Annotated in this window: 21 protein-coding genes; 6 read left to right on the top strand and 15 right to left on the bottom strand. The window is 64.5% G+C overall.

Annotated elements, in window-relative coordinates; all coding sequences use genetic code 11:
• Positions 1 to 32: 32 nt before the first annotated feature.
• The 4 genes from HV770_RS27390 to HV770_RS27375 form a co-directional block, all read right to left on the bottom strand.
• The gene (locus HV770_RS27390; RefSeq protein ID WP_175164775.1) at positions 33 to 704 is read right to left on the bottom strand and encodes a flagellar basal body L-ring protein FlgH; all 672 of its coding nucleotides are present in this window, start codon (positions 702 to 704) and stop codon (positions 33 to 35) included.
• A 104-nt stretch (positions 705 to 808) separates the two neighbouring features.
• On the bottom strand, positions 809 to 1546 hold the full coding sequence (locus HV770_RS27385; protein WP_175164698.1) for a hypothetical protein: 738 nt from the start codon (positions 1544 to 1546) through the stop codon (positions 809 to 811).
• 3 nt (positions 1547 to 1549) lie between these two features.
• Positions 1550 to 1747 carry a DUF6726 family protein gene (locus HV770_RS27380; RefSeq protein ID WP_121315864.1) on the bottom strand — a complete coding sequence of 66 codons (198 nt, stop codon included), beginning with the start codon at positions 1745 to 1747 and terminating at the stop codon, positions 1550 to 1552.
• 15 nt (positions 1748 to 1762) lie between these two features.
• Positions 1763 to 1945: a hypothetical protein gene (locus HV770_RS27375; protein ID WP_175164697.1), complete on the bottom strand. Its 183-nt coding sequence runs from the start codon at positions 1943 to 1945 to the stop codon at positions 1763 to 1765.
• Between the two features lie 430 nt (positions 1946 to 2375).
• Between HV770_RS27375 and HV770_RS27370 the strand changes: the two genes are divergently transcribed.
• Together HV770_RS27370 and HV770_RS27365 are read left to right on the top strand one after the other, a co-directional pair.
• Entirely contained in the window at positions 2376 to 3116 is a 741-nt protein-coding gene (locus tag HV770_RS27370; RefSeq protein ID WP_168663506.1) for a response regulator, read from the top strand.
• Positions 3113 to 4396 carry an ATP-binding protein gene (locus HV770_RS27365; RefSeq protein WP_175164696.1) on the top strand — a complete coding sequence of 428 codons (1284 nt, stop codon included), beginning with the start codon at positions 3113 to 3115 and terminating at the stop codon, positions 4394 to 4396. The genes HV770_RS27370 and HV770_RS27365 overlap by 4 nt, the downstream gene beginning before the upstream one ends.
• A gap of 180 nt (positions 4397 to 4576) precedes the next feature.
• Here the strand turns inward: HV770_RS27365 and HV770_RS27360 are convergent, their stop codons facing one another.
• Complete coding sequence (locus HV770_RS27360) at positions 4577 to 5527, bottom strand: tyrosine-protein phosphatase (protein WP_175164695.1); 951 nt, start codon at positions 5525 to 5527, stop codon at positions 4577 to 4579.
• Between the two features lie 352 nt (positions 5528 to 5879).
• On the opposite strand from HV770_RS27360, the gene HV770_RS27355 reads away from it, so the two are divergent.
• Complete coding sequence (locus HV770_RS27355) at positions 5880 to 7139, top strand: MFS transporter (protein ID WP_175164694.1); 1260 nt, start codon at positions 5880 to 5882, stop codon at positions 7137 to 7139.
• Between the two features lie 37 nt (positions 7140 to 7176).
• Positions 7177 to 8442 (top strand): D-amino acid dehydrogenase, encoded by a 1266-nt coding sequence (locus HV770_RS27350; RefSeq protein WP_175164693.1) that lies wholly within the window; start codon positions 7177 to 7179, stop codon positions 8440 to 8442.
• A gap of 214 nt (positions 8443 to 8656) precedes the next feature.
• Here the strand turns inward: HV770_RS27350 and HV770_RS27345 are convergent, their stop codons facing one another.
• From HV770_RS27345 to HV770_RS27335, 3 genes are all read right to left on the bottom strand, one after another.
• On the bottom strand, positions 8657 to 10126 hold the full coding sequence (locus HV770_RS27345) for a glutamate synthase subunit beta (protein WP_175164692.1): 1470 nt from the start codon (positions 10124 to 10126) through the stop codon (positions 8657 to 8659).
• Between the two features lie 115 nt (positions 10127 to 10241).
• Positions 10242 to 14945, bottom strand: a complete 4704-nt coding sequence (locus HV770_RS27340; protein WP_175164691.1) for a glutamate synthase-related protein — start codon at positions 14943 to 14945, stop codon at positions 10242 to 10244.
• A 295-nt stretch (positions 14946 to 15240) separates the two neighbouring features.
• A complete protein-coding gene (locus HV770_RS27335; RefSeq protein WP_168663499.1) occupies positions 15241 to 15948 on the bottom strand; it encodes a transposase in 708 nt (235 codons plus the stop codon).
• A 187-nt stretch (positions 15949 to 16135) separates the two neighbouring features.
• On the opposite strand from HV770_RS27335, the gene HV770_RS27330 reads away from it, so the two are divergent.
• Together HV770_RS27330 and HV770_RS27325 are read left to right on the top strand one after the other, a co-directional pair.
• On the top strand, positions 16136 to 16861 hold the full coding sequence (locus tag HV770_RS27330; protein ID WP_175164690.1) for an OmpW/AlkL family protein: 726 nt from the start codon (positions 16136 to 16138) through the stop codon (positions 16859 to 16861).
• Between the two features lie 346 nt (positions 16862 to 17207).
• Entirely contained in the window at positions 17208 to 17588 is a 381-nt protein-coding gene (locus HV770_RS27325; RefSeq protein ID WP_175164689.1) for an ElaB/YgaM/YqjD family protein, read from the top strand.
• Between the two features lie 178 nt (positions 17589 to 17766).
• Here the strand turns inward: HV770_RS27325 and HV770_RS27320 are convergent, their stop codons facing one another.
• The 7 genes from HV770_RS27320 to pilM form a co-directional block, all read right to left on the bottom strand.
• The gene (locus HV770_RS27320) at positions 17767 to 18972 is read right to left on the bottom strand and encodes a deoxyguanosinetriphosphate triphosphohydrolase (RefSeq protein ID WP_175164688.1); all 1206 of its coding nucleotides are present in this window, start codon (positions 18970 to 18972) and stop codon (positions 17767 to 17769) included.
• 74 nt (positions 18973 to 19046) lie between these two features.
• The gene (aroB, locus tag HV770_RS27315; protein WP_175164687.1) at positions 19047 to 20132 is read right to left on the bottom strand and encodes a 3-dehydroquinate synthase; all 1086 of its coding nucleotides are present in this window, start codon (positions 20130 to 20132) and stop codon (positions 19047 to 19049) included.
• On the bottom strand, positions 20132 to 20683 hold the full coding sequence (locus tag HV770_RS27310) for a shikimate kinase (RefSeq protein ID WP_121315876.1): 552 nt from the start codon (positions 20681 to 20683) through the stop codon (positions 20132 to 20134). Before HV770_RS27310 ends, aroB begins: the two co-directional genes overlap by 1 nt.
• A gap of 106 nt (positions 20684 to 20789) precedes the next feature.
• The gene (locus HV770_RS27305; protein ID WP_175164686.1) at positions 20790 to 22526 is read right to left on the bottom strand and encodes a type IV pilus secretin PilQ; all 1737 of its coding nucleotides are present in this window, start codon (positions 22524 to 22526) and stop codon (positions 20790 to 20792) included.
• The gene (locus HV770_RS27300; protein WP_175164685.1) at positions 22523 to 23443 is read right to left on the bottom strand and encodes a hypothetical protein; all 921 of its coding nucleotides are present in this window, start codon (positions 23441 to 23443) and stop codon (positions 22523 to 22525) included. Before HV770_RS27300 ends, HV770_RS27305 begins: the two co-directional genes overlap by 4 nt.
• Positions 23440 to 24165, bottom strand: a complete 726-nt coding sequence (locus tag HV770_RS27295; RefSeq protein ID WP_175164684.1) for a fimbrial assembly protein — start codon at positions 24163 to 24165, stop codon at positions 23440 to 23442. Before HV770_RS27295 ends, HV770_RS27300 begins: the two co-directional genes overlap by 4 nt.
• On the bottom strand, positions 24162 to 25154 hold the full coding sequence (gene pilM, locus HV770_RS27290) for a pilus assembly protein PilM (RefSeq protein ID WP_175164683.1): 993 nt from the start codon (positions 25152 to 25154) through the stop codon (positions 24162 to 24164). Before pilM ends, HV770_RS27295 begins: the two co-directional genes overlap by 4 nt.
• Between the last annotated feature and the right edge of the window lie 227 nt (positions 25155 to 25381).

Genomic DNA, 25381 nt, shown 5'->3' with positions numbered 1-25381 from the left:
CACTGCGCGCAGCAACGCCACGTGTCCAGGCGTCAGAAAGTCAGCACGCTCAGGAACATTCTCTGCAGCCAGCCCAGCGTGGTGGCGTCGGACACCATGCCCACGCCCGCCTGCTCGATGCGCGCATTGGCGACCTTGCTCGATGCGACGTAATTGCCCGCTTCGATATCCTTCGGATTGACGATGCCCGACAGCCGCAACCGGTCGCGGTTGCCGCTCATCGCGATCACCTTCTCGCCCGACACCACGAGGTTGCCGGTCGACATCGTGCCGATCACGGTGACGGCAAGGGTGCCGGTCATGCCGCTGACGTCGGTGAGGCTGCCCTGCCCTTTGTAGTCGGTGCTCGCCGAGCCGATGTTGAACAGCCTCGCGAGGCGCGCCGCGGCGTTGCTCGAGTGATCGGCGGCGTCGGCGGTGATGCTGCTCGCGCGGCTCGCCGCCGCGGTCGAACTGTTGTTGCCGCTATACGATTCCGCGAGACGGATCGTCAGCACATCGCCGATATGTTGGGCGCGCGGCGTTTCGTAAAGCAGCAGTGGTGTGCCCGCCTGATAGATCGCGCCTTGCGTGTTGACGTTCAGCGGCGCCGAAGCGAGCGGCGGCGCCATCGGCGTCTCGACGATCGAGTTCTGCTGATGGCCCGCGCAAGCGGCGAGACAAACCGCCGTGCCTAGCGTGAGCGTGAGACGTAGCGCGATCATGCATGCTCCCTGAAGGGGATCGGCCGGATGGGGCGGGTTCGCAACGGGTTCGACCGACGTCACCGCACCGCCGCCGCCCTCGCATCGACGATCAGAGCGTTTCATCAACCCGCCTCCGCGCCGCTCGCCTGCCACTGCCGCACGACCGACTTCACCCACGCATCCGAACCCTTCAGCAGATAAGTGAGCGTGCCGTTGCGGCTGCCCGGCAAAAAGCACAACGTGATCGAACTCGCCGCGTTTTCCCACACGTACGTCGGCATCGCACCCGACGCCGCCACGTTCTGCGTCGCGAGACGCGGCGGGCCGTAGCGATCCTCGAGCGCGTCGCGCAAGTCCTCGGCGGTCAACTCGTCGATCACGAACGAAATCTCGTACAAACGCAGCGGGCTCTGCGCGTCGGTCCGCGCGAAGCGCAGCACGTGCTCGAGCGCCGGCGCGCCGTCAACCACCGCTTGCGACATCGCCCAGCGATCATCCACGCGATGCGCCCAACGGCACGCGACCATCAGGCTTTCGCGCGATTTCAGCCGCATGCCGAGCGTGCCCGCCTGCACGTCGGTCTCGCAGACGGGCACGCTGCCGATTGGCGTCGCCCGCACGGTCGAACCCGCGCGGAATTCGTCGAGCGTGATGCCGAGCGCCACGCCGCGAAAAGCGAACGGCGCGTCCTGCGAGCGCCGGCGCGCGTTGAACGGGGTGTTGACGGACGCGTCGGCGGACCCGTTGTTCGACGCGGCGCCCACCGCCTTCGCTTCACGCGCGGCGGGCTGTGCACCAACGGCCGACGAAACGATGCCGCCCAATAGCGCCAGCGCGCAAACAATCCGTGTGAGTGTCATGGTTCAGTCGATTGCGGAGGAGCACATATCGAACGGCGTGGCGGCGGCATGGCCGACGACCGGGATGATCTTCAGCGTGGCCGAAGTCAGCCGGCACGGCAGCGCGGCGACGGCACAGCCGCCAAGCGGCAGCAGCGCCGCGCCGAGTGTCAACCATGCGGCGGCACGGACGAGGCGGTCAAAAATTCTCGGAGTCGACACACAGGCCTCTGGAGATCAGGCAGTCGTATTGACGTTGTGTCCGACGAGCCCGGTCGGCGGCGACGGCTGCGCGCGGGTGGCGCTCTCCTGCGGCTGCGCACTCGCGGCCGGTTGGCTGGCGCTCGCGGGTTTGTCCCTCGCGGTCGTGGACGTGAGCGAAGGAAGTTGAGTCGAACTAAGGTTGCTGTGAATGGTCATGATGAGCCTCGCGTGGCACCGGGTTTCGATTTCACGCCACCGGCCGTGGTCCAACCCATCAAGGCTGTCTGCGGCATGCGGCGCAACGTACTGCACGGCGAATCATCGCGCCGCACCCGCATCGGCGATGCACGAAGCAAAGCGCGCTTTCCGGCGGTTCTTACGAGCCGTTCCGAGCCGTTGCGAGCCGTTGCCATCGGTTCCAATGCTTGCAGCGGTTACGATCGCGCGGCCATTTTTGATCGGCGGGACGCGCCGATGTGGCACGGCGTGCGCGCGCGAGTGCCCCGCTCCAGCCGCGCTGAAATATGCTGTGAGCCTTGAGCGGCGGGCGTGACACGCGAGTCGTCCCGGACCGCGCGGCGCATCGTAAGCATTGGTAAGAAAACAGTCGATCGCGCGTTGCGCGCGGCCAGTCTAGAATTTCGCCATGAATCCACAGGTCCTTATCGTCGACGACGATCCGGTCGTACGCGATCTGCTATGCAAGTTTCTGCAATCGAACGGCTTCGACGCGTCCGTGCTGCACGACGGCACCCATCTCCAGCGCCGGCTCGAACGTGAACGGCCATCGGTCGTCGTGCTCGACATCATGATGCCGAACACCGACGGCCTGCGCGCGCTCACCGCGCTGCGCGCCGCCGGTGACGACATCCCGGTGATCTTCGTGACCGCGCGCGGCACGGTGGCCGACCGCATCGTCGGGCTCTCGCTCGGCGCGGACGACTACCTGACCAAGCCGTTCGATCCGCGCGAATTGCTCGCGCGCATCCAGACCGTGCTGCGCCGTCGCGGGCCGAGCACCACCAGCGCGCCGGAAGCCCGCAAGCGCTATCGCTTCGGCCCGTTCGAACTCGACTTCGCCACCCGTTCGCTGTCGCGCGAGGATTCGAAGCTGCCGTTGCGCGACAGTGAGTTCGCGCTCCTGAAGATCTTCGTCAACAATCCGTACAAGGTGTTGTCGCGCGTGCTGATTCACGACCTCGTGCATCGCGACAATCTCGCGTTCCGCGACCGTAGTCTCGACGTGCCGATCTGGCGCCTGCGCCGTGTGATCGAGGACGATCCGTCCAACCCCTGCTACGTGCAGACGGTGCGCGGCAAGGGCTACGTCTTCGTGCCCGACGCCAACGCCTCCCCCTTCGCCGACGAGGCCGCTCCAAGCGCATGAAAAATCCGCTGAACACGCTGTTCGGCAGAATGGCGTTGCTGTCTGCGGCGGTGTTGTTCGCGATTCAGGCCGGCTGGTTCGTGCTGGTGGTGATGCAGCCGCCGCGCCACGAAATCGACGGCTTCGCCCGCGGCATTCTGCTGGTGCTGCAAGCCATCAACGGCGAGCCGATGAAAGGCACGGCGCTTGCGCCGGCCTTGCGCGTGCATCTGGTCCCCACCTGGAACATGCCGGCGAGCGTGCATCTGCGCAAGCCCACGGCTCATCCGCTGGTCGAACTGAGCCGGCATCTGCGGGAGAACCTGCCGCCCGGCACGCAGATCGCCGTCGACGATCTGCATCCGCCGCAACTCTGGGTGTTGTTCCCCGGCAAGTCGAACTGGGTGGTCGTGCCGGTCGACGTACCGCCGCGCCCGCGTTTTGTCGTCGAAGGCGCATCGATGCTACTCGCCGCGCTGATTCTCTCGCTGTTCGCGGTCTGGCAGATGCAGCGGCCGCTGTCGCGCGTCGCCACCGCCGCGCGCGCGTTCGGCTCGGGCGGGCGGCCTGAACCGGTGACCGTGCAGGGCCCGCGCGAGTTGCGCGATCTGATCGGTTCGTTCAACGACATGATGCGGCGCCTGAATGAAGCCGGCGACGATCAGGCGGTGATGCTGGCCGGCGTCGCACACGATCTGAAAGCGCCGCTCACGCGGCTCAAGTTGCGCGCAAGCGTGCTGGTGGCGGAGAACGAACGCGCCGGTCTGATTCGCGATGTCGACTCGCTGACCAACATCGTCCAGCAGTTTCTCGAATTCGCCGGCCAATCCGCCGACGCGGGGCCGCCGGTCGAAGTCGAAGAATTCTTACGGGAGCAGTTCTCGTCCGGCGATACTTCCGGCGACAACACGGAAGCACCGCTTTTCGCGCTCGATCTGCGCGCGGGCCCATCCTTCACGCTGCCGCGCACGCTGCTCGACCGGCTCGTGACGAACCTCGTCGACAATGCGCTCGAACACGGCACGCCGCCGGTGGAGATCACCACCACGCGCGACGACCGGCATTGGACGATCAGCGTGCGCGACCATGGTCCCGGCATTCCCGACGAGCGCATCGCCGCGGCGATGAAGCCGTTCGTCCGGCTCGATGCCGCGCGTGGCGGCGAAGGCCATTGCGGACTCGGCCTCGCGATCGTCGCGCGACTCGCGCACGATCGCGGCGGGCGTTGTCATGTGCGCAATCACGTGCAAGGCGGACTGGAAGTGCGGATCGAATTGCCGATAGGCGCGCCGATCGCATGACACCGGGCGAAGCGGCACGGCGAACGTGGCCGCTTACGCGTCCTTACTGGATGGATCCTCGCAACGACCGCGGCTTTATAGTCGGCGACGGCAACCTCAATGCCGCCCTTCTCTGTCCGCCCGGTTGCGCGGGGCGGACTTTTTTTCGTCTACGGTTTTTGCGCGAGTCTTTGACGCGCCTTAGCTCACGAGCCGGGCGCGCAACGTATCGATCGTCGTTTGCGACATGCCGAGGCCGCGCGTCAGATAGTTCGCCATCGTGCCGTAGCTCATCTGCACCTGATCGAAACCGGCTTGCAGATAACTCTCCTGAACTTCCAGCAAAGGCATCTGGATCGCGACGGCGGCCTCGCCGTCCTGCGCGCGCAACGTCTCGGTCTGCTCGTCGAGCGACGCCGCCAGGTAGGTGTTGCTGAGCAGATAGTCCTGCATGATGACGTCGAGCGGCACGTTGGCGATGCCGAGCAACAGCGCCGCGACCCAGCCGGCGCGATCCTTACCCGCATTGGAATGAAACAGTTGCGCGCCGGCGCCGTCGGCAAGACGAGTCAGGAGCGTGCCGTACGCAGCTCGCTGCGCGGCGCCGGTCACATAGCCGCGCGCTTGCGCTTCCATGAACGCGGTGGCGGCCGCCGCCGTATCCATCACAGGCACGACGAAGTCGCTGCTGCCGAGCACGTTGAGCGTTTGCGGCGTCGCGCCGCCCGGCAGCACGTCGTCTTGCCGCGCGATTTCGCCAGGCGTGCGCAGATCGTAGACCGACGCGATGCCGAGTTTGTCGATCGCGGTTTCATCGGCGCTGCTCAGCGTCAGCACATTCGCGCGATAGAACGCGCCACGGCGCATCCGTTTGCCATCGACGGTCGTGTAGCCGGCGCCCAAGCCCGCCAGATCGCGAAAGTTGCTGGCCGACGCAAGACGCGGGGTCTCGGGCAGTTCGGTGTCGAGGTCGCCACCGCCGCACGCCGACAGCAACGCGCCGCCCAGACCGGAGGCGAGCACCACGTTCGCGGAGCCCTTGAGGAAGCCCCTGCGCGACATGGAGACTGCACCGTGCGTGCAATGGCCGTCCCTCACGATCGAACTCGCTGAGCGGTGGGATGGCGAGCAGGATTTCGCGGTTGCGGACATTGGGCGTGGCTGGCGCGGGCGTGAGGGAGTAATGCGCAGCATCGAGGCTGCGAGCGAAGTTTAACGGTGGTCAATATCTTTTGCGTTACACAGTAGTAGTTCGTAAGGCAAGGCGAGATGTGCGTTTGTCCACTGGCGGCGGCTCGATCGGCCAGCCGAAGGCGCGCGGCATGTTTCCGGACTCGTTTCTACCTGCTTGCGTCTCTTATCGCCGGTTATCGGCGCTTATCAGCGATTACCGCTGCTGCCATTTTTGACCACAACTGGCCGCAGGACGCCGCATCCCCGTAGAATACAACCACCCTACTATCAAGCCCCCGCCGGCAGAAAGACCTGGAGACCACAACAAAACATGCCTTCTCTCCAATGGTTCACCGAGCTGACCACGCGCGAGCGCCGCACGCTTTACGCCGGCTTCGGCGGCTATGCGGTCGATGCCTTCGACTTCATGATCTACTCGTTCCTCATTCCGACGCTGATCGCGACCTGGGGCATGAGCAAAAGCGAAGCCGGCATGATCGCCACCAGCTCGCTGATCTCGTCGGCCATCGGCGGCTGGCTCGCCGGCATTCTCGCCGATCGCTACGGCCGGATCCGCGTGTTGCAGTGGACCATCGCCACCTTCGCGGTGTTCACCTTCCTGTCGGGCTTCACGAACTCGTTCTGGCAACTGCTCACGACCCGCACGCTGCAAGGCATCGGCTTCGGCGGTGAGTGGTCGGTCGTGACGATCATGATGGCCGAAACCATCCGCTCGCCGCAGCATCGCGCGAAGGCGGTCGGCACCGTGCAAAGCAGCTGGTCGTTCGGCTGGGCCGCGGCGGCGATCGTCTATTGGGCAGCCTTCGCGCTGCTGCCGGAACAGTACGCATGGCGCGCGTGCTTCTGGATCGGCCTGCTGCCCGCGGCGTGGATCATCTACATCCGCCGCAATGTGAGCGATCCCGAGATCTATCTCGAGACGCGCCGCGCGCGCGAAAGCGGCTTCGACACCTCGCACTTCATGCAGATTTTCTCGGCCGCTCACGTGAAGACCACACTGCTCGGCAGCGCATTGTGCACCGGCATGCTCGGTGGCTATTACGCGATCACCACGTGGCTGCCGACCTATCTGAAGACCGTGCGCCACCTGTCGGTGTTCAACACCAGCGGCTATCTGATCGTGCTGATCGTCGGCTCGTTCACCGGCTATATCGTCGGCGCGATTCTGTGCGACAGGATCGGCCGGCGCGCGTCGTTCGTGCTGTTCGCCATCGGCTCGTTCGTGCTCGGCATGGTCTATACGATGCTGCCGATCACCGACGTCATGATGCTCGCACTCGGCTTCCCGCTCGGGATCGTCGTGCAAGGCATCTTCGCGGGCGTCGGTGCGTATCTGTCGGAGCTCTATCCGAACGAGATACGCGGCTCGGGCCAGGGCTTCTGCTACAACCTGGGACGCGGGCTCGGCTCGTTCTTCCCGATTCTGGTCGGTACACTGTCGCAAACCATGACGCTCGTGAAGGCGATGGGTATCGTGGCCGGTTCGGGCTATCTGCTCGTGATCGTCGCCGCGCTGTGCCTGCCGGAAACCAAGGGCAAGGTGCTCGGCTCGGCACGCGCGGCCATCTGAAATCGCCGGCATTCGCCTGAATTTGCAGTACACACACATGAAAACGATTGTTCTCGGCGGCGGCGTCATCGGCGTCGCCAGCGCTTTTTACCTGTGCCAGCAAGGCTGCGACGTCACGGTGATCGAGCGCGAACCCGACGTCGCGCTGTCCACCAGTTTTGGCAACGCCGGCGTAATCGCTCCGGGCTACGTGACGCCGTGGGCCGCGCCGGGCATGCCGGGCAAAATCCTCAAATACCTGTTCAAGCCAACCTCGCCGTTGATCTTCCGGCCGACGTTCAATCCCGCGCAATGGCGCTGGATCGCGCGCTGGCTGCGCGAATGCGACCTCGAACGCTTTCGCGTCAACAAACAGCGGATGCAGCGCATCGCCTACTACAGCCGCGATTGTCTGCACGAGTTTCGCGGCCGCCATCCGTTCGATTACGGTCGCAGCCAGGGTTATCTGCAACTGTTTCGCAGCGAGTACGACCTCGAACTCGCTCAACCGGCGCTCGCGGTGCTGCGCGACGCGGGCATTGCGCATCGGGAAATCAACGCGGCGCAATGTGTGGAGATCGAACCGGGATTGCGCTGGGCCCGTCAGACGCCGCTCGCCGGTCTCTATCTACCCGACGACGAAGCCGGCGACTGCGCGCGCTTCACCCGCGAGCTGCGCGCGATCTGCGAGCGCAGCGGCGTGCGCTTTCGCTTCGACACGCGTGTGACGTCGCTCGATGTGCAAGGCGCAGCGGTGCGCGGCGTGCGTGTCGACAGTGAACGCGGTAGCGAAGCATGGCAGGCCGACGCGGTAGTGGTGGCGTTGGGCGTCGATAGCGCGGCGCTGCTCGCACCGCTCGGCGTGAAAGTGCCGCTGTATCCCGTGAAAGGGTATTCGGCGACGCTGCCTATCACCGACGAAGAAAAGGCCCCCCGCGCCGCGTTGATGGACGAGTCGTTGAAAACGGCAATCACACGCTTCGGCAATAACTTGCGCGTGGCGGGGACGGCGGAGCTGGGCAATGGCCAATCCACCCTGCGCGAACAGGCGCTGCAGACGTTGATGAAAGTACTCGCCGACTGGTTCCCGCACGCGGCCAATCCCACGTCCGCGCATTTCTGGGTCGGCCGCCGGCCGATGACGCCCGATGGCGCGCCGCTGCTCGGCCCATCCGGCGTGGACAATCTGTGGCTGAACCTCGGGCACGGTTCGACCGGCTGGGCGATGTCGATGGGCTCGGGACGCGTGGTCGCGGATCTGATCGCGCAGCGCAAACCGGAGATCGATCTCGATGGGCTGACGTTGGTGCGGTATCGGAAGTAACGGCGCATTCGCGCCAGGCCCGCGAACCACCAGACACCAAGAAGCCGGGTCCGCCCTCTCAGGCGGCCCGGCTTTGTTTTTCACCGCTTTGATGTACCGTTTGTGTGCCGTTGTTCGGCACATTGTCGTCTCCACCTCTTCCTGCAAGCAGTGGCCGGTTTCCGTGTCACGCAATCCCAAGCGCGGACCACAACGGAAACCGGCCGAAGACGTTTTAGCGCGGCAGTTCCGAATGTCCCATCAGGAACGCATCGACCGAACGCGCGCACTGACGGCCTTCGCGGATCGCCCACACCACCAGCGACTGGCCGCGACGCATATCGCCCGCGGTGAACACCTTGTCCACCGACGTGTAATACGCCTTGTCGCCTTCGGTCGACGCGCGCACGTTGCCGCGCGCATCCTTGTCGACGCCGAACGCCTCGAGCACCGGCGATACCGGTTGCGTGAAGCCCATCGCGAGCAGCACCAGATCGGCCTTCATTTCGAATTCCGAGTTCGGCACTTCCTGCATCTTGCCGTCCTTCCATTCGACGCGCGCGGCGATCAGCTTCTCGACCTTGCCGTTCTTGCCTTCGAGGCGCTTGGTCGCAACCGCCCAATCGCGCTCGCAGCCTTCGTCATGCGACGACGACGTGCGCAGCTTGATCGGCCAGTACGGCCACACGAGCGGCTTGTTCTCTTCTTCCGGCGGTTGCGGCAGCAACTCGAATTGCGTGACGCTCTTCGCGCCGTGACGATTCGACGTGCCCACGCAGTCTGAACCCGTATCGCCGCCGCCGATCACGACCACGTGCTTGCCCTTCGCGAGCAACTGGTTCGCGACCTTGTCGCCGGCATTGACCTTGTTCTGCTGCGGCAGGAAGTCCATCGCATAGTGGACGCCTTCGAGTTCGCGCCCCGGCACTGGCAGATCGCGCGGCGTTTCCGAACCACCGGCGACCACGACCGCGTCGAACTGTTCTTTCAGCTCGGCCGGCGTGATGGTTTCCTTTGCCGTGCTGCCGATGTAGGCCGGCAGCGAATCCGCCTTACCGACGAACACGTTGGCGCGGAACGTCACGCCTTCGGCTTCCATCTGGCGCATGCGGCGATCGATCAGCCACTTCTCCAGCTTGAAGTCGGGAATCCCATAACGCAGCAAACCACCGATGCGGTCGTTCTTCTCGAACACGGTGACATCGTGCCCCGCGCGCGCGAGTTGCTGCGCGACAGCGAGACCCGCGGGGCCAGAGCCGACCACCGCGACCTTCTTGCCGGTCTTGTGCTTCGGCGGCTGCGGCGCCACCCAGCCTTCGGCCCAGGCTTTGTCGATGATCGCGTGCTCGATCGACTTGATGCCGACCGGGTCGTCGTTGATGCCGAGCGTACACGCCGCTTCGCACGGTGCCGGACAGATGCGGCCCGTGAACTCAGGGAAGTTGTTCGTGGAGTGCAGCACTTCGATCGCGTTCTTCCAGTCCTGATGGAACACCAGGTCGTTGAAGTCCGGGATGATGTTGTTCACCGGGCAGCCGTTGTTGCAAAACGGAATGCCGCAGTCCATGCAACGTGCGCCTTGAATCTTCGCTTCGTCGTCGCTGAGAGCTGCGACGAATTCCTTGTAGTGCTTCACACGCGTGAGCGGAGCTTCGTACGCCTCGTGGCGGCGTTCGAACTCGAGAAAACCGGTTGCCTTGCCCATGTGGTTCTCTTCTCTATCTGTATCTAGGGGTGATCTGGACCCGCCGCGCGTCGGATTGCCGAGCGGCGGCGGGTACGGCTAATGGTGACGTCCTGCTGACGGGCAGCGAAGCGAATCAGGCGGCGAGTACTTCCTTGTTCGCCTTCTTCGCTGCCAGCTCGCTCAGCGCGCGCTTGTATTCGGTCGGGAACACCTTCACGAATTGACGGCGCGATGCGTCCCAGTTTTCGAGCAGCGCTTTCGCACGCGGCGAACCGGTGAACTGGAAGTGACGCTCGATGAGCCCCTTCAGCAGTGCCTCGTCGGTCGTCTCGGCGTGCCACAGGCCCTTGTCGACGGTGCGTTCCTGTTCGGCCTGTTGCAAGACCGGATCGAGCGTGACCATCGACTTGTTGCACTTGCTCGCGAACGTGCTGTCCGGATCGAACACATACGCGACGCCGCCCGACATGCCGGCTGCGAAGTTACGGCCCGTTTCGCCGAGCACGACGACCGTGCCGCCCGTCATGTATTCGCAACCGTGGTCGCCCGTGCCTTCGACGACCGCCGTCGCGCCCGAGTTACGCACGCAGAAACGCTCCCCCGCCACGCCGCGGAAGAAGGCTTCACCTTCGATCGCGCCGTACATCACCGTGTTGCCGCAGATGATGTTCTCTTCCGACTTGCCGCGGAAATCGTTGGTCGGACGGATGATGATGCGGCCGCCCGACAGGCCCTTGCCTACGTAGTCGTTGCCGTCGCCGACCAGATCCAGCGTGACGCCCTTAGCGAGGAACGCGCCGAAGCTCTGACCTGCGGTGCCCTTCAACTGGATATGCACCGTGTCGTCGGCGAGACCGTCGTGGCCGTACTTCTTCGCGATCGTGCCGGACAGCATCGCGCCGACCGTACGGTTCACGTTGCGCACCGGCTGGATGAACGAGACGTGCTCGCCCTTCTCGATCGCCGCCTTCGCTTTTTCGATCAGCGTGTGGTCGAGTGCCTTGTCCAGACCGTGGTCCTGCACGTCGACGTGCTTGCGCGCCACTTCGGCCGGCACTTGCGGCTGATAGAACACGCGCGAGAAGTCGAGACCCTTCGCCTTCCAGTGCTCGATGCCTTTCTTCGTGTCGAGCAGTTCGGCACGGCCGATCAGGTCGTCGAACTTGCGGATGCCCAGTTGCGCCATGATCTCGCGCGCTTCTTCCGCAACGAAGAAGAAGAAGTTCACGACGTGTTCCGGCTGACCCTGGAACTTCGCACGCAGCACCGGATCTTGCGTCGCGACGCCGACCGGGCAGGTGTTCAGGTGGCACTTGCGCATCATGATGCAGCCTTCGACGACGAGCGGCGCCGTCGCGAAGCCGAACTCGTCTGCGCCGAGCAGCGCGCCGATCACGACGTCGCGGCCGGTCTTCATCTGACCGTCGGCCTGCACGCGGATACGACCGCGCAACTGGTTCAGCACCAGAGTTTGCTGCGTTTCGGCGAGACCCAGCTCCCACGGCGTGCCGGCATGCTTCACCGACGACAGCGGCGATGCACCCGTGCCGCCATCATGGCCGGCGATCACGACGTGATCGGCCTTCGCTTTGGCGACGCCCGCGGCAACCGTGCCGACGCCCGATTCCGACACCAGCTTCACCGACACGCTGGCCGCCGTGTTGGCGTTCTTCAGGTCGTGAATCAGTTGCGCCAGATCTTCGATCGAGTAGATGTCGTGGTGCGGCGGCGGCGAAATCAGGCCGACGCCCGGCACCGAGTAACGCAGCTTGCCGATGTAGTCCGACACCTTGTGCCCCGGCAGCTGACCGCCTTCGCCCGGCTTCGCGCCCTGCGCCATCTTGATCTGGATTTGATCGGCCGACGCGAGGTACTCCGCCGTCACGCCGAAACGGCCCGACGCAACCTGCTTGATGCGCGAGCGCAGCGAATCGCCTTCCTTCAACGGAATGTCGACAATCACTTCGTCGCCGATCACGGACTTCATCGTGTCGCCGTTCTTGATCGGAATGCCGCGCAGCTCGTTGCGGTAACGGTTCGCGTCCTCGCCGCCTTCGCCGGTGTTCGACTTGCCGCCGATGCGGTTCATCGCAACCGCCAGCGTGGCGTGCGCTTCGGTGCTGATCGAGCCCATCGACATCGCGCCGGTGGCGAAACGCTTGACGATCTCCTTCGCCGACTCGACTTCGTCGAGTGGGATCGCCTTGGTAGGATCGAACTTGAATTCGAACAGACCCCGGAACGTCATGTGGCGCTTGGTCTGATCGTTGATCAGATGCGCGTATTCCTTGTACGTCTGGTACGAGTTGCTGCGTGCCGAGTGCTGCAGCTTGGCGATCGCATCCGGCGTCCACATGTGTTCTTCGCCGCGCACCCGGTACGCGTACTCGCCGCCCGCGTCGAGCATGTTCGCGAGGATCGGGTTGTCGCCGAACGCGTCGCGGTGCAAACGGATCGCTTCTTCCGCGACGTCGAACAGGCCGATACCGCCCACCTTCGACGACGTGCCCTTGAAGTACTTCTGCACGAGGTCTTCAGCGAGACCGACCGCTTCGAAAATCTGCGCGCCGGTGTAGGACATGTAGGTCGAAATGCCCATCTTCGACATGACCTTCATCAGGCCCTTGCCGACTGCCTTGGTGAAGTTGTAGACCGCCTTCTCCGCCGACAGGTCGCCCTTCAGCCCGCTGGCGAGCTGGCCGAGCGTTTCCATCGCAAGGTACGGGTGCACGGCTTCCGCGCCGTAGCCCGCGAGCAGCGCGAAGTGGTGCGTCTCACGCGCCGAACCGGTTTCGACGACGAGACCCGTGCTCGTGCGCAGACCTTGCTGCACGAGGTGGGTGTGGATCGCGGCGGTGGCCAGCAGTGCCGGAATGGGGACGTTGTCGCGGTCGGTCTTGCGGTCCGACACGATCAGCATGTTGTAGCCGGACTTGACCGCATCGACGGCTTCCGCGCACAGCGACGCGAGACGCGCCTCGATGCCTTCCTTGCCCCATGCCACCGGATAGCAGATGTTCAGTTCGTACGAGCTGAATTTGCCGCCCGTGTACTGATCGATCGCGCGAATCTTCGCGATGTCCTTGAAGTCGAGCACGGGCTGCGACACTTCGAGGCGCATCGGTGGGTTGATGTTGTTCGTGTCCAGCAGGTTCGGCTTCGGACCGACGAACGACACCAGCGACATCACCATGTTTTCACGGATGGGGTCGATCGGCGGGTTCGTGACTTGCGCGAACAGCTGCTTGAAGTAGTGATACAGCGTCTTGTTCTTGTTGGACATGACCGCGAGCGGCGAGTCGTTGCCCATCGAGCCGACCGCCTCTTCACCGGCTTGCGCCATCGGCGCCATCAGGAACTTGAGGTCTTCCTGCGTGTAGCCGAACGCCTGCTGACGATCCAGCAAAGCAGCGGCTTCGCGGCGTTCCGTCGCGACGTCTTCGGCCTTCGCCTCGATTTCGTCGAGCTTGATCCGGACCGCGTCGATCCAGCTCTTGTACGGCTTGGCGTTCGCGAGGTTGTCCTTCAGTTCCTTGTCGTCGATGATGCGACCGTGCTCCATGTCGATCAGGAACATCTTGCCCGGCTGCAGACGCCACTTCTTGACGATCTTCGACTCGGGGATCGGCAGCGTGCCCGCTTCCGACGCCATGATGACGAGATCGTCATCCGTGACGATGTAGCGCGCCGGACGCAGGCCGTTACGGTCGAGCGTCGCGCCGATCTGACGGCCGTCGGTGAAGGCGATTGCGGCGGGGCCGTCCCACGGCTCCATCATCGCGGCGTGATATTCGTAGAACGCGCGGCGGTTGTCGTCCATCAGCGTGTGCTGTTCCCAGGCTTCCGGGATCATCATCATCATCGCGTGGACGAGCGGGTAGCCGGCCATCACCAGCAGTTCGAGACAGTTGTCGAACGAGGCGGTGTCCGATTGGCCCGGATAGATCAGCGGCCACAGCTTCGGCAGGTCGTCGCCGAGCACGTGCGACGCGATTGCGCCGGTACGGGCGTTCAGCCAGTTGACGTTGCCCTTCACCGTGTTGATTTCGCCGTTGTGGGCGATCATGCGGTACGGGTGAGCCAGCTCCCACGCCGGGAACGTGTTGGTCGAGAAGCGTTGGTGCACCAGCGCCAGCGCCGAGACCGTACGCTCGTCTTGCAGGTCGCGGTAGTACACGCCGACCTGACCGGCCAGCAGCAGTCCCTTGTAGACGACCGTGCGCGCCGACATCGACGGGACGAAGTATTCCTTGCCGTGCTTGAGCTTGAGCGCCTGGATGCGGTGGCTCGCGGTCTTGCGGATCACGTACAGCTTCCGCTCGAGCGCGTCGGTCACGATGATGTCCTTGCCGCGGCCGATGAAGATCTGGCGGATCAGCGGCTCGCTCGCCTTCACGGTGGGCGAAATCGGCATGGTGTGGTCGACCGGCACGTCGCGCCAGCCCAGCACGACCTGGCCCTCGGCCTTCACCGTACGCTCGAGCTCCTGTTCGCACGCGAGGCGCGATGCGTGTTCCTTCGGCAGGAACACCATGCCGACGCCGTACTCGCCGTACGGCGGCAGCGTCACGCCTTGTTTGGCCATTTCCTCGCGATAGAAACCGTCCGGAACCTGGATCAGGATGCCCGCGCCGTCGCCCATCAGCGGATCGGCGCCGACGGCGCCCCGGTGATCGAGGTTCTCGAGAATCTTCAGGCCTTGCTCGATGATCTCGTGGCTCTTGTGGCCCTTGATGTGAGCGACGAAGCCGACGCCACAGGCGTCGTGCTCGTTTTGCGGGTCGTACAGACCTTGCGCGGCGGGAACCGGGTGAGTCGGTTGCAGGTGGTCGTTCATGGGGACACCGTCTGTGAGGGGCCGGACAGGCCGTTAAAACCATTTTTCTATTGCCGCAGTTGGCATCGCAACCACGACGGCGCTCGTTACGCTGGATGCTACGCGTATCAAAAAGCGCCGGAATTCGGAATATACGCGACGAATCAATGGAATAGCAAATAAAACGTGTTGATCGAACCCCGATTATCAGATTGGTGCATCGCACGCATTTTTTATTGGTGCCACATCAAAATAGCGCAAAAGAAAAACGGCATGCGCGATGCCGTTTCTCTGTAGACCTTTGACGCGAAACGCTTTATTGCGTGTGCGGCGTTTCGCGGACCTTGCGCGGCCGCCCGCGCGGCAGCGGTGAGACGCGCCGGTTTGCGGCCCGCGCCGCCCATTCCCGGTAGGTATCGCTGCCCAGCACCCAGCCTTTCAGCGTGGCCTGCTGCAGCTGGCTGGCTTCGCGTTCGTCGAGCGGCTGCTCGCACAATTCGCGGTACGCGCGCTGACGCTCGAACGGCGTGTTGCCCAGAGACCAGTACAACGGATGGTCGGTGATCAGGCTGTCGAGCGTAAGGCCGATGTGGTGACGGTAGCTCGACCAGCGATAGTCCTCCGGCGCGTTGACCAGTTGCGCGCGCACCGGACACATCTCGACGACACGGCTTGCCAGCAGGAAGTAACGCTCGCCTTCGATCACGGTGGCCCGATAGCGACCTTCCCACAGCGTGCCACGGCGCGCGTAGCGTCGATTGAAATGCGCGACATAGCGACGACCCACCGCCTGCATCGCCTTGGGCAAGCTCGACTCTTCCGTCGGCGTGACGAGCAGCTGCACGGCGCCCGGCATCAATGCGTACGCGTGGATCGAAAGATGATGGTCGCGAGAAGCCGCTTTCAGGCAGTCGATGAAAAGCTCGTAGTCCTGGTCGTCGACGAATGCGGGCTGCTGATCGAGCCCGCGAAGGATGACGTGCTGCGGCTGGTCAGGAACATAAAGACGTGCAAGCCGTGCCATGCTGGAGTATCCAATAGTCGCGTTGGTACATACCCGAAGGTCCGAAGAACCGCATGCGCTCAAGGTTCGGCGCGGCGCGGCTGAGCCAGAAACCGTGCGGCGCTTAGGGAGAAAGCTCTAACTGCCGCGTATGGTTTGTTTCAAACGTTCTCGTCATAATGAGCGGGCCTTTTTTGGAGGAGCACATATGAAATTAAAACAGGCCGTAACGGGGATGGCGGCGCTAGTCTGCATGACAACGGCAGCGCACGCACAATCGGCCGGCAGTTTTTACGTCACGACGGGCTGGTTCCATCTTGCGCCTCAATCGAGCAGCGACCCGTTGAGCGTGACAAGCATTGGCGGCAGCCCGACCAACATCACAGAACCGAACACTGGGGCATCACTCAGTTCAGCCGACACCTTCGGCATCACCGCGGGTTACTTCATCACCGACCACATCGCCACCGAACTGGTCATGGGCTACCCGCCCTCTTTCGATCTGAACGGCACGGGCAGCTTCGAACAATTCGGCAAGCTGGGGCAGGCGAAACAATGGAGCCCGACTCTGCTGTTCAAGTACTACTTCAACGCTCCGACCGCTGCGTTCCGTCCGTATCTCGGCATCGGCGTGAGCCGCATCTGGTTCACGGACGAAAAGATCACCAACAGCGCATTCGAAGCCAACGTTCTGCATGGTCCGACCAGCGTCACCACGGATAGTTCGTGGGAGCCGGTGTTTAATGCCGGTTTCACCTACGCGTTCAACCAGCACTGGTTCGCGGGCGTCTCGATCTCGTACCTGCCGCTCAGCACCACGGCCAAGCTGAACACCGCCGCGAACACGCCGGTGGGCACGCTGAACGTGCAGTCGCAGACCAAGATCAAGCTGAACCCGATCGTTACTTACGTCAACATTGGTTACCGTTTCTAACGCTTGGAGAAATTGGGGGCGTAGAGCTAGGTTAGTCGAATTTTCGTGGGTTGGACAACGCCGTCATCCATCCGATGACGGCGTTTCTATTTGCGCTCGCAGCAAGGGTTGATCTGCGGTACGGCAAACGTGGTGCGGCACGCATGCGTGAGCATTTGTAAATTTGACCCGGAATCGGCTCGGCTCGTGCAATATCTGCGAAGGATTCTTCACCCGCGCCACGCCCCGAGGGCTTTACCGGGTTTGGCACCGAAGTTGCGTTCTCACGGTGTTTCCGCGTCGTGACGCGCTAGCGCGTCGCGGTGACAACGCGTGAACTTTTTTCACCCTCATCGACGGAGCGACCATGACAGCCCTTCCGAATACGAGAGACGCCCTCGGCGAATCCTGGACCAGCACGAGCCGCCGCGCGCGGCGCATCGCCCGCCATAGCCGCCATGCGGCCGAAGACATCGCAGGCGAGCTGCGCACGCTGTTGACCGAACTCGAATCCACACTGGCGGACGGCACCCAGGCGGACGCGGTGGCATTGCGCGGCAAGCTGCGCAAACAGCTGGACGCCGCGCGCGCCCGCCTGAACGACACCCGCGAAGTCGTGCGTGAACGCGCCGAAGTCGCGATGTCCGACGCGGACGATTACGTGCATGAGAATCCGTGGCAGACGATCGCGATCGTCGGCGGGGTGGCGCTGATCGCCGGCGCCTTGTTCGCGTCGCGGTTGCGCTGAGGTGCGCCGAAGGTGCACTTCCGTGCGCGCCCGAGTTGCACTCGTTGGCTACGCTGAGTGAAGGGTCGAGCCGCCATGATTCCGGCGGCTTTGACTGACGGCGATCAGTTCGCGATTCTGAGGGTGCGCATGCGTCGGCGCCCCAAGCGGGAGCCGACGAGCATTGGCACGCTGTGCTCTAGTTGTCGTCGATCACGAACAGCCGTTGATACTCTTTCACCGCATAGCGATCCGTCATGCCCGCGATGTAGTGTGCAATCAGTCGCGGCTGCTGCGTCACGTCCGTCGATTGATAGTCCGGCGGCAATAGCCGCGGGTCTTCCGTGAACGCGTCGAACAGGCCGATCACCACGCGGCGCGCCTTGTTGGCCATGCGCATCACGCGGTAGTGACGATACAGGTTCTTGAACAGGAAGCGCTTGAGCGCCGCAGCCTGAGCGGCAATCGCGTCACTGTGAGCGACGAGCGCGGGCGCAGCGCGCACGGCTTCGAGCGAGGCCGGCGCATGCCGGGCGATGTTCTCCCGAGTCGTATCGATCAGATCCACGACCAGCGTGTTGATGATTCGCCGCACCGTCTCATGGATCAGCCTGCGCCCTTCGATCTGCGGAAAATCGCGACGCGACGCCTCGAAATGCGTCTGCCACAACTCGATTTCGGCAAGCTGCTCGACCGTGAGGAGGCCTGAGCGCAGACCGTCGTCGACGTCGTGATTGTTGTACGCGATCTCGTCCGCGACATTCGCGATCTGTGCTTCGATGGATGGCTGGCGTCCTTCGAGAAAACGCTCGCCCAACGCACCGAGCCGCCGCGCGTTGTCCCGCGAGCAGTGTTTGAGGATGCCCTCGCGCGTTTCGAAGCACAGGTTCAGGCCGTTGAACGCGCCGTAGTGCTCCTCCAGATCGTCGACCACCGCGAGGCTTTGCAGGTTGTGCTCGAAGCCGCCGTGCTCGCGCATACATTCGTTCAACGCGTCCTGGCCGGCATGGCCGAACGGCGTATGGCCGAGATCGTGAGCAAGCGAAATGGCTTCGACGAGGTCTTCGTTGACGCGCAGATTGCGCGCCACAGAACGCGCGATCTGCGCGACCTCCAGGCTGTGCGTAAGGCGTGTGCGAAACAGGTCGCCCTCGTGATTCACGAACACCTGAGTCTTGTATTCGAGCCGGCGAAATGCCGTCGAGTGGACGATGCGGTCGCGGTCGCGCTGAAACTCGGTGCGCGCGCTCGGCGCGGCTTCGGGATAACGGCGTCCGCGCGATTGCGCGGAATGCGCCGCATACGGCGCGAGATGCGCTTCGAGTGCCTCCCGTGTGGGCACGGCGATCGCCGCCACGCCTGCCGCCGGGTCATGCTGTACATCGTCGCTGCGCCTGTCAGTCACCGGGTTCTCCGAAACATGGGCGGCGCCTCGTGACGTGGGTGCGTGATGCGTGGCTGGGTATTGCCTCGTCGTGTCTAGACAGCGGCGGCCAGCGTGGCGTGCACCTCGGCATCGGGCGCCTGGGTGATCAGCGTCTCACCGAAACGCTTCAGCAGAATGAATTTGATCGCGCCGGCTTGCGCCTTCTTGTCGACCTGCATCAGTTCGACATAGCGCTTTTCGCCGAGCGCAGGCGCTTTGGTTGGCAAGTGCGCGGCAACGATCAGGTCGACGAGGCGCCGGCGCGCGGTGTCGTCGAGATAGCCCATGCGCACGGACAGATCCGCCGCCATCGCCATCCCGCAGCCGACGGCCTCGCCGTGCAGCCACTCGCCGTAGCCGAGGCCGGCCTCGATCGCGTGGCCGAAGGTGTGGCCGAAGTTGAGAATCGCGCGCAGTCCGCCTTCGCGCTCGTCCTTGGCCACCACCGACGCCTTGATCTCGCACGAACGCTTGACGGCCTCGGTCAACGCCTCGGGCTCGCAGCGATTCAACGCCTCGATGTTGGCTTCGATCCAGTCGAAGAAATCAGCGTCGGCGATCGCGCCGGTCTTGATCACTTCGGCGACGCCAGCCGCCAGCTCACGCGCGGGCAGCGTGCGCAGCGCGCCGATGTCGGCGATCACCGCCTGCGGCTGGTAGAACGCGCCGATCATGTTCTTGCCGAGCGGGTGATTGATGCCGGTCTTGCCGCCCACCGACGAATCGACCTGCGACAGCAACGTAGTCGGCACCTGAATAAACGGCACGCCGCGCATATAGCAGGCCGCGGCAAAACCCGTCATATCGCCGATCACGCCGCCGCCCAGAGCAATCAGCGTGGTCTTGCGATCGGCGCGCGAGCCGAGCAGCGCGTCGAAGATCAGGTTCAGGGTGCCGAGGTTCTTGTGCGCCTCGCCGTCCGGCAAGACCACCGTCGACACCTGTTTGCCGAGCGGCGCGAGCGCAGCGCGCAGCGTGTCGCCGTAGAGCGGGTCGACCGTGGTGTTCGTGACGATGGTGACCGAGCTGCCGGCGATATGCGGCGCGAACAGCGCGGTCTGGCCGATCAGATCGGCACCGATATGGATGGGGTAGGCGCGCTCGCCCAGTTCGACGTTGACGGTGATCATACGGTCCATTATGACGCAGGATGTTTGGCGACGCCGGCCATCTCGAGCTGCATCAGAACCATGTTGACGAGTCCGTTGACCGACGGCCGGCCGGTTTCAATCACGAAATGCGCGCACTCGCGGTAGAGCGGATCACGTACTTCGTAGAGCGCTTCGAGGCGCGCTTTGGGATCTTCGGTCTGCAAAAGGGGGCGGTTCTTGTCGCGCCGCGTGCGCAGCCACAGGTCGTGAGGATTGGCCCGCAGATAGATCACTACGCCGTTGTTCTGGAGCGCCGCACGGTTTTCCGGCCGCAGCACCGCGCCGCCGCCCGTCGCCAGCACGATATTGTCGCGCCCGGTGAGCTCGGAAATCACGCTCGCCTCGCGCTCGCGGAAGCCCGCTTCGCCTTCCATCTCGAAGATCACGGGGATGCGCGCACCCGTGCGCGCCTCGATTTCATGGTCGGAATCGAAGAACGGGCGATCGAGACGGCGCGCAATGGCCCGGCCCACGGTGGTTTTCCCTGCCCCCATGAGACCTACAAAAAATACATTGGCGTGTGCGTCCCGCGCTTGCAACTGTGTCCTCTGGCTAATCCGGTATGGTTCGTGCCGCAGCTTACTGGCAAAGCGGCTGCCTTGTCGAGCCTACGCGCCGCCGCTGGCGAGCGGCGGCGGCCCGCCCCTAATTTATCGGAACCACGCTTGGCGTGATGAATACCGCCAGTTCGCTACGCTGGTCGCGATGCGCCCGATTGCGAAAAAGCGCGCCCAAAATTGGTATTTTGCCCAGGACAGGCACTCTGGTCACATCGTCCCGGTCATCGGACGCGTAAATTCCGCCGATCGACACCGTACCACCATCCTCGACTTCGACGCGCGTTTGCACGTGTTTGGTGTTGATCGCGGGTCCGGCGTCGGTCTGCTCGCCGACGCTGTCCTTGGCGACGTCGAGGTCCAGCACGACCCGGCCGTCCGGCATGATTTGCGGCTCGACCTCCAGTTTGAGCGTGGCCCGGCGAAACTGCACGCCCGACACGCCCTGTGCCACCTTGGCCTGATACGGTAGCTCGGTGCCCTGCTCGACCACCGCCTTCATGCGGTCGGCGGTGACGACCCGCGGGCTCGAGATGATTTTGCCGCGTCCCTCCGCTTCAAGCGCGCTCAACTGGATATTCAGCAGCCGCGTCGCGCCGGCGGCGAACAACGTGAGCCCGGCCGTGGCCGCGTCGAAACCGGAGATCGGCCGGGCCGACAGATCGTAGACGGTGCCGTCGGTGCCGCCGCTCAGACCTTTCGCCGTCCCGTCGGTACTCGTGGCAGCCAGCGAGAGCCGCACGCCGAGATTGCGCGAGAAGCCATGATCGCCCTCGACGATACGGGCTTCGATCAACACCTGGCGAGTCGGCCGATCGACGGCAGCGAGTAGCGCCGCGATCTGTTCGAGGCGCCCCGCGATATCGGTCACGAACAGCAGATTGGTGCGCGGATCGGCAGTCACGGCGCCGCGTTTGGACAGCACGCGCTGCGTACCCGAGCCGGTCAGCAGGCGCCGCACGTCCTCGGCGTGCGCGTAGTGCAGCTCGAAAGTGCGGCTCGCGAGCGGTTCGAGATCAGCGGCCCGCGCGTGCGCTTCGAAACGCTGCCGCTCGCGCGCGGCCAGATCCGCGACCGGTGCGACCCAGATCACGTTGCCGTGCCGCTCCATCGCAAGGTTGTTGACGTCGAGCAAGGTATCGAACGCGGTGCGCCACGGCACCTTGTCGAGCCGCAATGACACGGCGCCACGCACTCGTTCGCTCGCGACGATGTTCAGCCCCGTGAACTCGGCAAACGCTTTGAGCACGGCGCCGAGTTCAGCGCGCTGGAAATTCAGCGAGATCGGTTTGTCGTCGGCGGCGAGGCTCGCGTCGGAGGCGCTTCTGGGTCCATTACTCAGACGCACGCGCGGCGGCAACGGCACCGGCGGACCTTCGAGCACGCTGGCGTCGGCGCTATCGTCGCGAGCCGCAGCGGGCGACTGTTTTGCGCCCAGCGGCACGGAGCCTTCGGCGGCGGCGGCGAAATCGTCCGCGTTGGCGTCGTTGGCCGACGGCGCGGCCGTTCGCGCGGCCGCGGGATCCTCCGCTGGATCGTCGCGAAACGGATTCGGCACTTCCCCGAAAAGGGCGCGCGGCAACGGGGCTGCGCCGTACGCGGGATCGGCAGACGCCACTGCGTCGTCGAGCGGCATGAAACTCGGCAACGGCGGCAGCAGCGGCTGCGGTGGCGTCGAAGCCTGCGCGATGCCCGCGCCGAGCGCCGCACTGACGTAAAGGCCGATGTACGTTCGAACCCAAAGACGCGTGCGAACACCCGGAGATGCGTGAACACCGATGCGCGCACAGGTCGCAAGCGACGACTGCATCAGTCTTTTCGTCATGAAGCCTCCGAGAGTGCGAGCGTGCGTGTCGTATCGCCTCTCGCGAGCGTAATGCCGAGCGCGTCGAGCCGCGTCACGCGTTCGGCGCCCAAGCGCTGCCCGGATGCGACGGTCGTCGCGCCGTCCGGCGTATCGAGCAAGGCGAGGCCGTGCGTGCGATCGCGCAGCACGCCGGCCAGACGCAGTTGCGAGATATCGGGCATTCCGCCAGCTGCTCGTATCTGCGGTTGCGCGAACGGGTCGAAGAACACGATGTCCTCGTCGTCGTCCGCGTCGAGGCTCGCGTCGTCGAACGCGTGCGCGGCGTCATTCGAAGAAGCGGGCCGCAGCGCGCTGAACACCCGCAGCGTCGCACTCACCGACAACGACGCGGCGTCCTGCTTGACGGACACATCGACGGGAACGATCAGCACCGGCAAGTCTGACAGTCCGTGCAGAAACGCCATCAGGTGGACAAAGTCCGTGCGTGCGGTGATCTGCAAAGGGCGCATGCGTTCCATGCCTTCGCCACTGGCCGCACCCGGCTCGAGCGCATACAAGGCGACGTTATTCGCGGCAGCCAATTCGGAAACGATGCGCACATCGTCTGCGGAGGTCCACGAGGCAGCCGGCGACACCGCGGGGCTCGCCGTGGCGTTGCGCCGCAACGAGGGCAACTGCGCAAGCGAGCGGCGCGCGTGCGCAAGACGCTGAGCGCTCGCGGCCAACGCCGCACGGCTCGCCTCGACGCCGCCAAGATCGGCGACGATCCAGCCGTGCGCGCCCAGCCCGAACACCAGTACGGCAATCAACAATGCGACCAGCCAGCGCCGGCGCAGGCTCCACGCAGCGAGCGGTAACCGCAACCGCCGGGTCCAACGGCCAACAGAGAATTGGGTGTTGGCTACGCCGCCCGCCCCGGCAAAGATCGTACTCATTTCGCACCTCCCGACCGTTCGGACTTCACAGGACGCGCCGCCGCAGATACCGCAACGTGGGCAGCTTTCGGCGCCGGCTCGTCCCAGCGCAGACGTGCGCCGAATTCGACCGGGCCGCTCACGCTTTCATCCGCGGGCGAGTTGCCGCGCATCGTCGGGCGATGCAGGTCGCTCATCTCAGCGCTCTTCACGCCGCGGATCGCACTCAGGCGCTTGAGCCACTCGGCCGACGCCAAATGTCCGCGCGACGTCGCCAGCAACTCGGTTTCGTGCTCGCGCTGCCGTAGTTGCCGCAACACCACGCCATCGCCAGGTTCGAAACTCAGTGCTTCGAGCAGATCGAGCAGATGCGCGAGCGGCCCGGACAAACTTGTCGCGCGTGCGGCATGCTTGCGCAACTCGTCTTGTTCGCGCAGCAAGGTCGCGTGTTCCGCGAGCGGCACAGTGAGTCCTGCCAGGGCGCGTTCGATCGACGCGCGCTGTGCGTCGAGACGCGTCTTCCCGAATGCCTGCCAGCCGGCCAATACGAGGACGGCGGCACAACCCGCGAGCACGGCAGCGCCCCATTCGCACGCACGACGCCGCCGCGCGAGCCGCACGTTGCGTTGCCGGTACGGCAGCAGATTGAAACCGCCGAGCCACGGCCGCGTGAGACGCGCGGCACGCGACGAAACCGCCGCGCGCGAACCAGCCGACCCTGAAAACGAAAGGCCGCCCATCATTCGATCACCCCGCGCAACGCAAGCCCGAACGCGACCGCGCCGGCCGGCTCATGCAGCAGCTCGTCGCTCAGCGGCCGCACGAGCCCACCGAGCACCGAGCACTCGAACGGCAACACCGTGCAGCCCAACACGTCCGCGATATCGGCCAGCGTGAAACCCACACCGTCGAGCAGATCGACTTCGCCGCTCACCAATGCGCAGTCGAGCACGGGGCCATGCACGAGATCGCGCAACGCATCGGCGAGATCGGCATGCTCGGGCGCCGGATAACGCATTTCGCCTGCGATGGAGTCGTCCACGATGCGCCAGCCGTATACGCCGTCCGTGCCGATCCACAGCGCCACATACGGCTCGAGCGGATCGAGTTCGCGGCTCGCCGCGTAGCGCATTGCGCGCAGCGCCGCATGCGGCTCGCCATCGACGGCGGTGAGCGAGATGCCGGCCGTCGCCGCGCACTCCATGCGCGCTTCGAGATGCTGGCGCGCGGTGGCGGCGATCTTCACCGAGCGGATCGGCGACGGCGTTTCATCGACCGACCAGTCGACCGCCAATGCATGCCGCTCGATTCCCGCGATGCGCTCCGCCTCGCCCATCACCGCCGGCTCCAGTGCGGTTAATGCATGGCCGCCGTCGTCCGCGCAATGGCTTTGCGCAGCGAGCCGCGCGAGCGGCACCGTGGTGGTCGACGTGGCCGACGCGGGCACTGCCATCGCGCATCGCAACGCCTGCGCCGCACACGCACGCGGCAAACCGGCGAATGCGTCGCGCAACGCACGCGCCACCGCCTGGCGGTCGGCGATCTCCGTGCCGGCCATCGCACCGGCGGCAAGCGCGACGGTGCTGACATATTCGAGATGCAGCGCGCCGTGTGCGCGCGAACGCTGACTTACCACGACGAGACGCACGTTTTGCGAACCGACATCGATCCCGGCGCCGAAACGCTGCCGCCCTGATCGCACTGCCTGAAGCCACGAATTTCTGAACCCCATCACGCCCTCCCTCTGACTCTCGCGACGAACCATTCGAACGCGAGTGACGAGGGAGAATTGTGCGTAGTCGCGCCGCTGCGCGACACTCAGCCGAATGGCTAACGTTGCGCAGCACACGCCCTGCGCGCGATCAAAGCGTCTACAGTGAAGTCATTCCCGCGCCGTATGCGCAGACCTGACAGCACGCATCGTAAGTGAGCCGAAAGCTAAAAAGCGAGGCGGCTATA

The organism is Paraburkholderia fynbosensis, assembly GCF_902859935.1.
Lineage (GTDB): Bacteria > Pseudomonadota > Gammaproteobacteria > Burkholderiales > Burkholderiaceae > Paraburkholderia > Paraburkholderia fynbosensis.
This window is presented reverse-complemented; position numbering and strand designations above follow the sequence as displayed.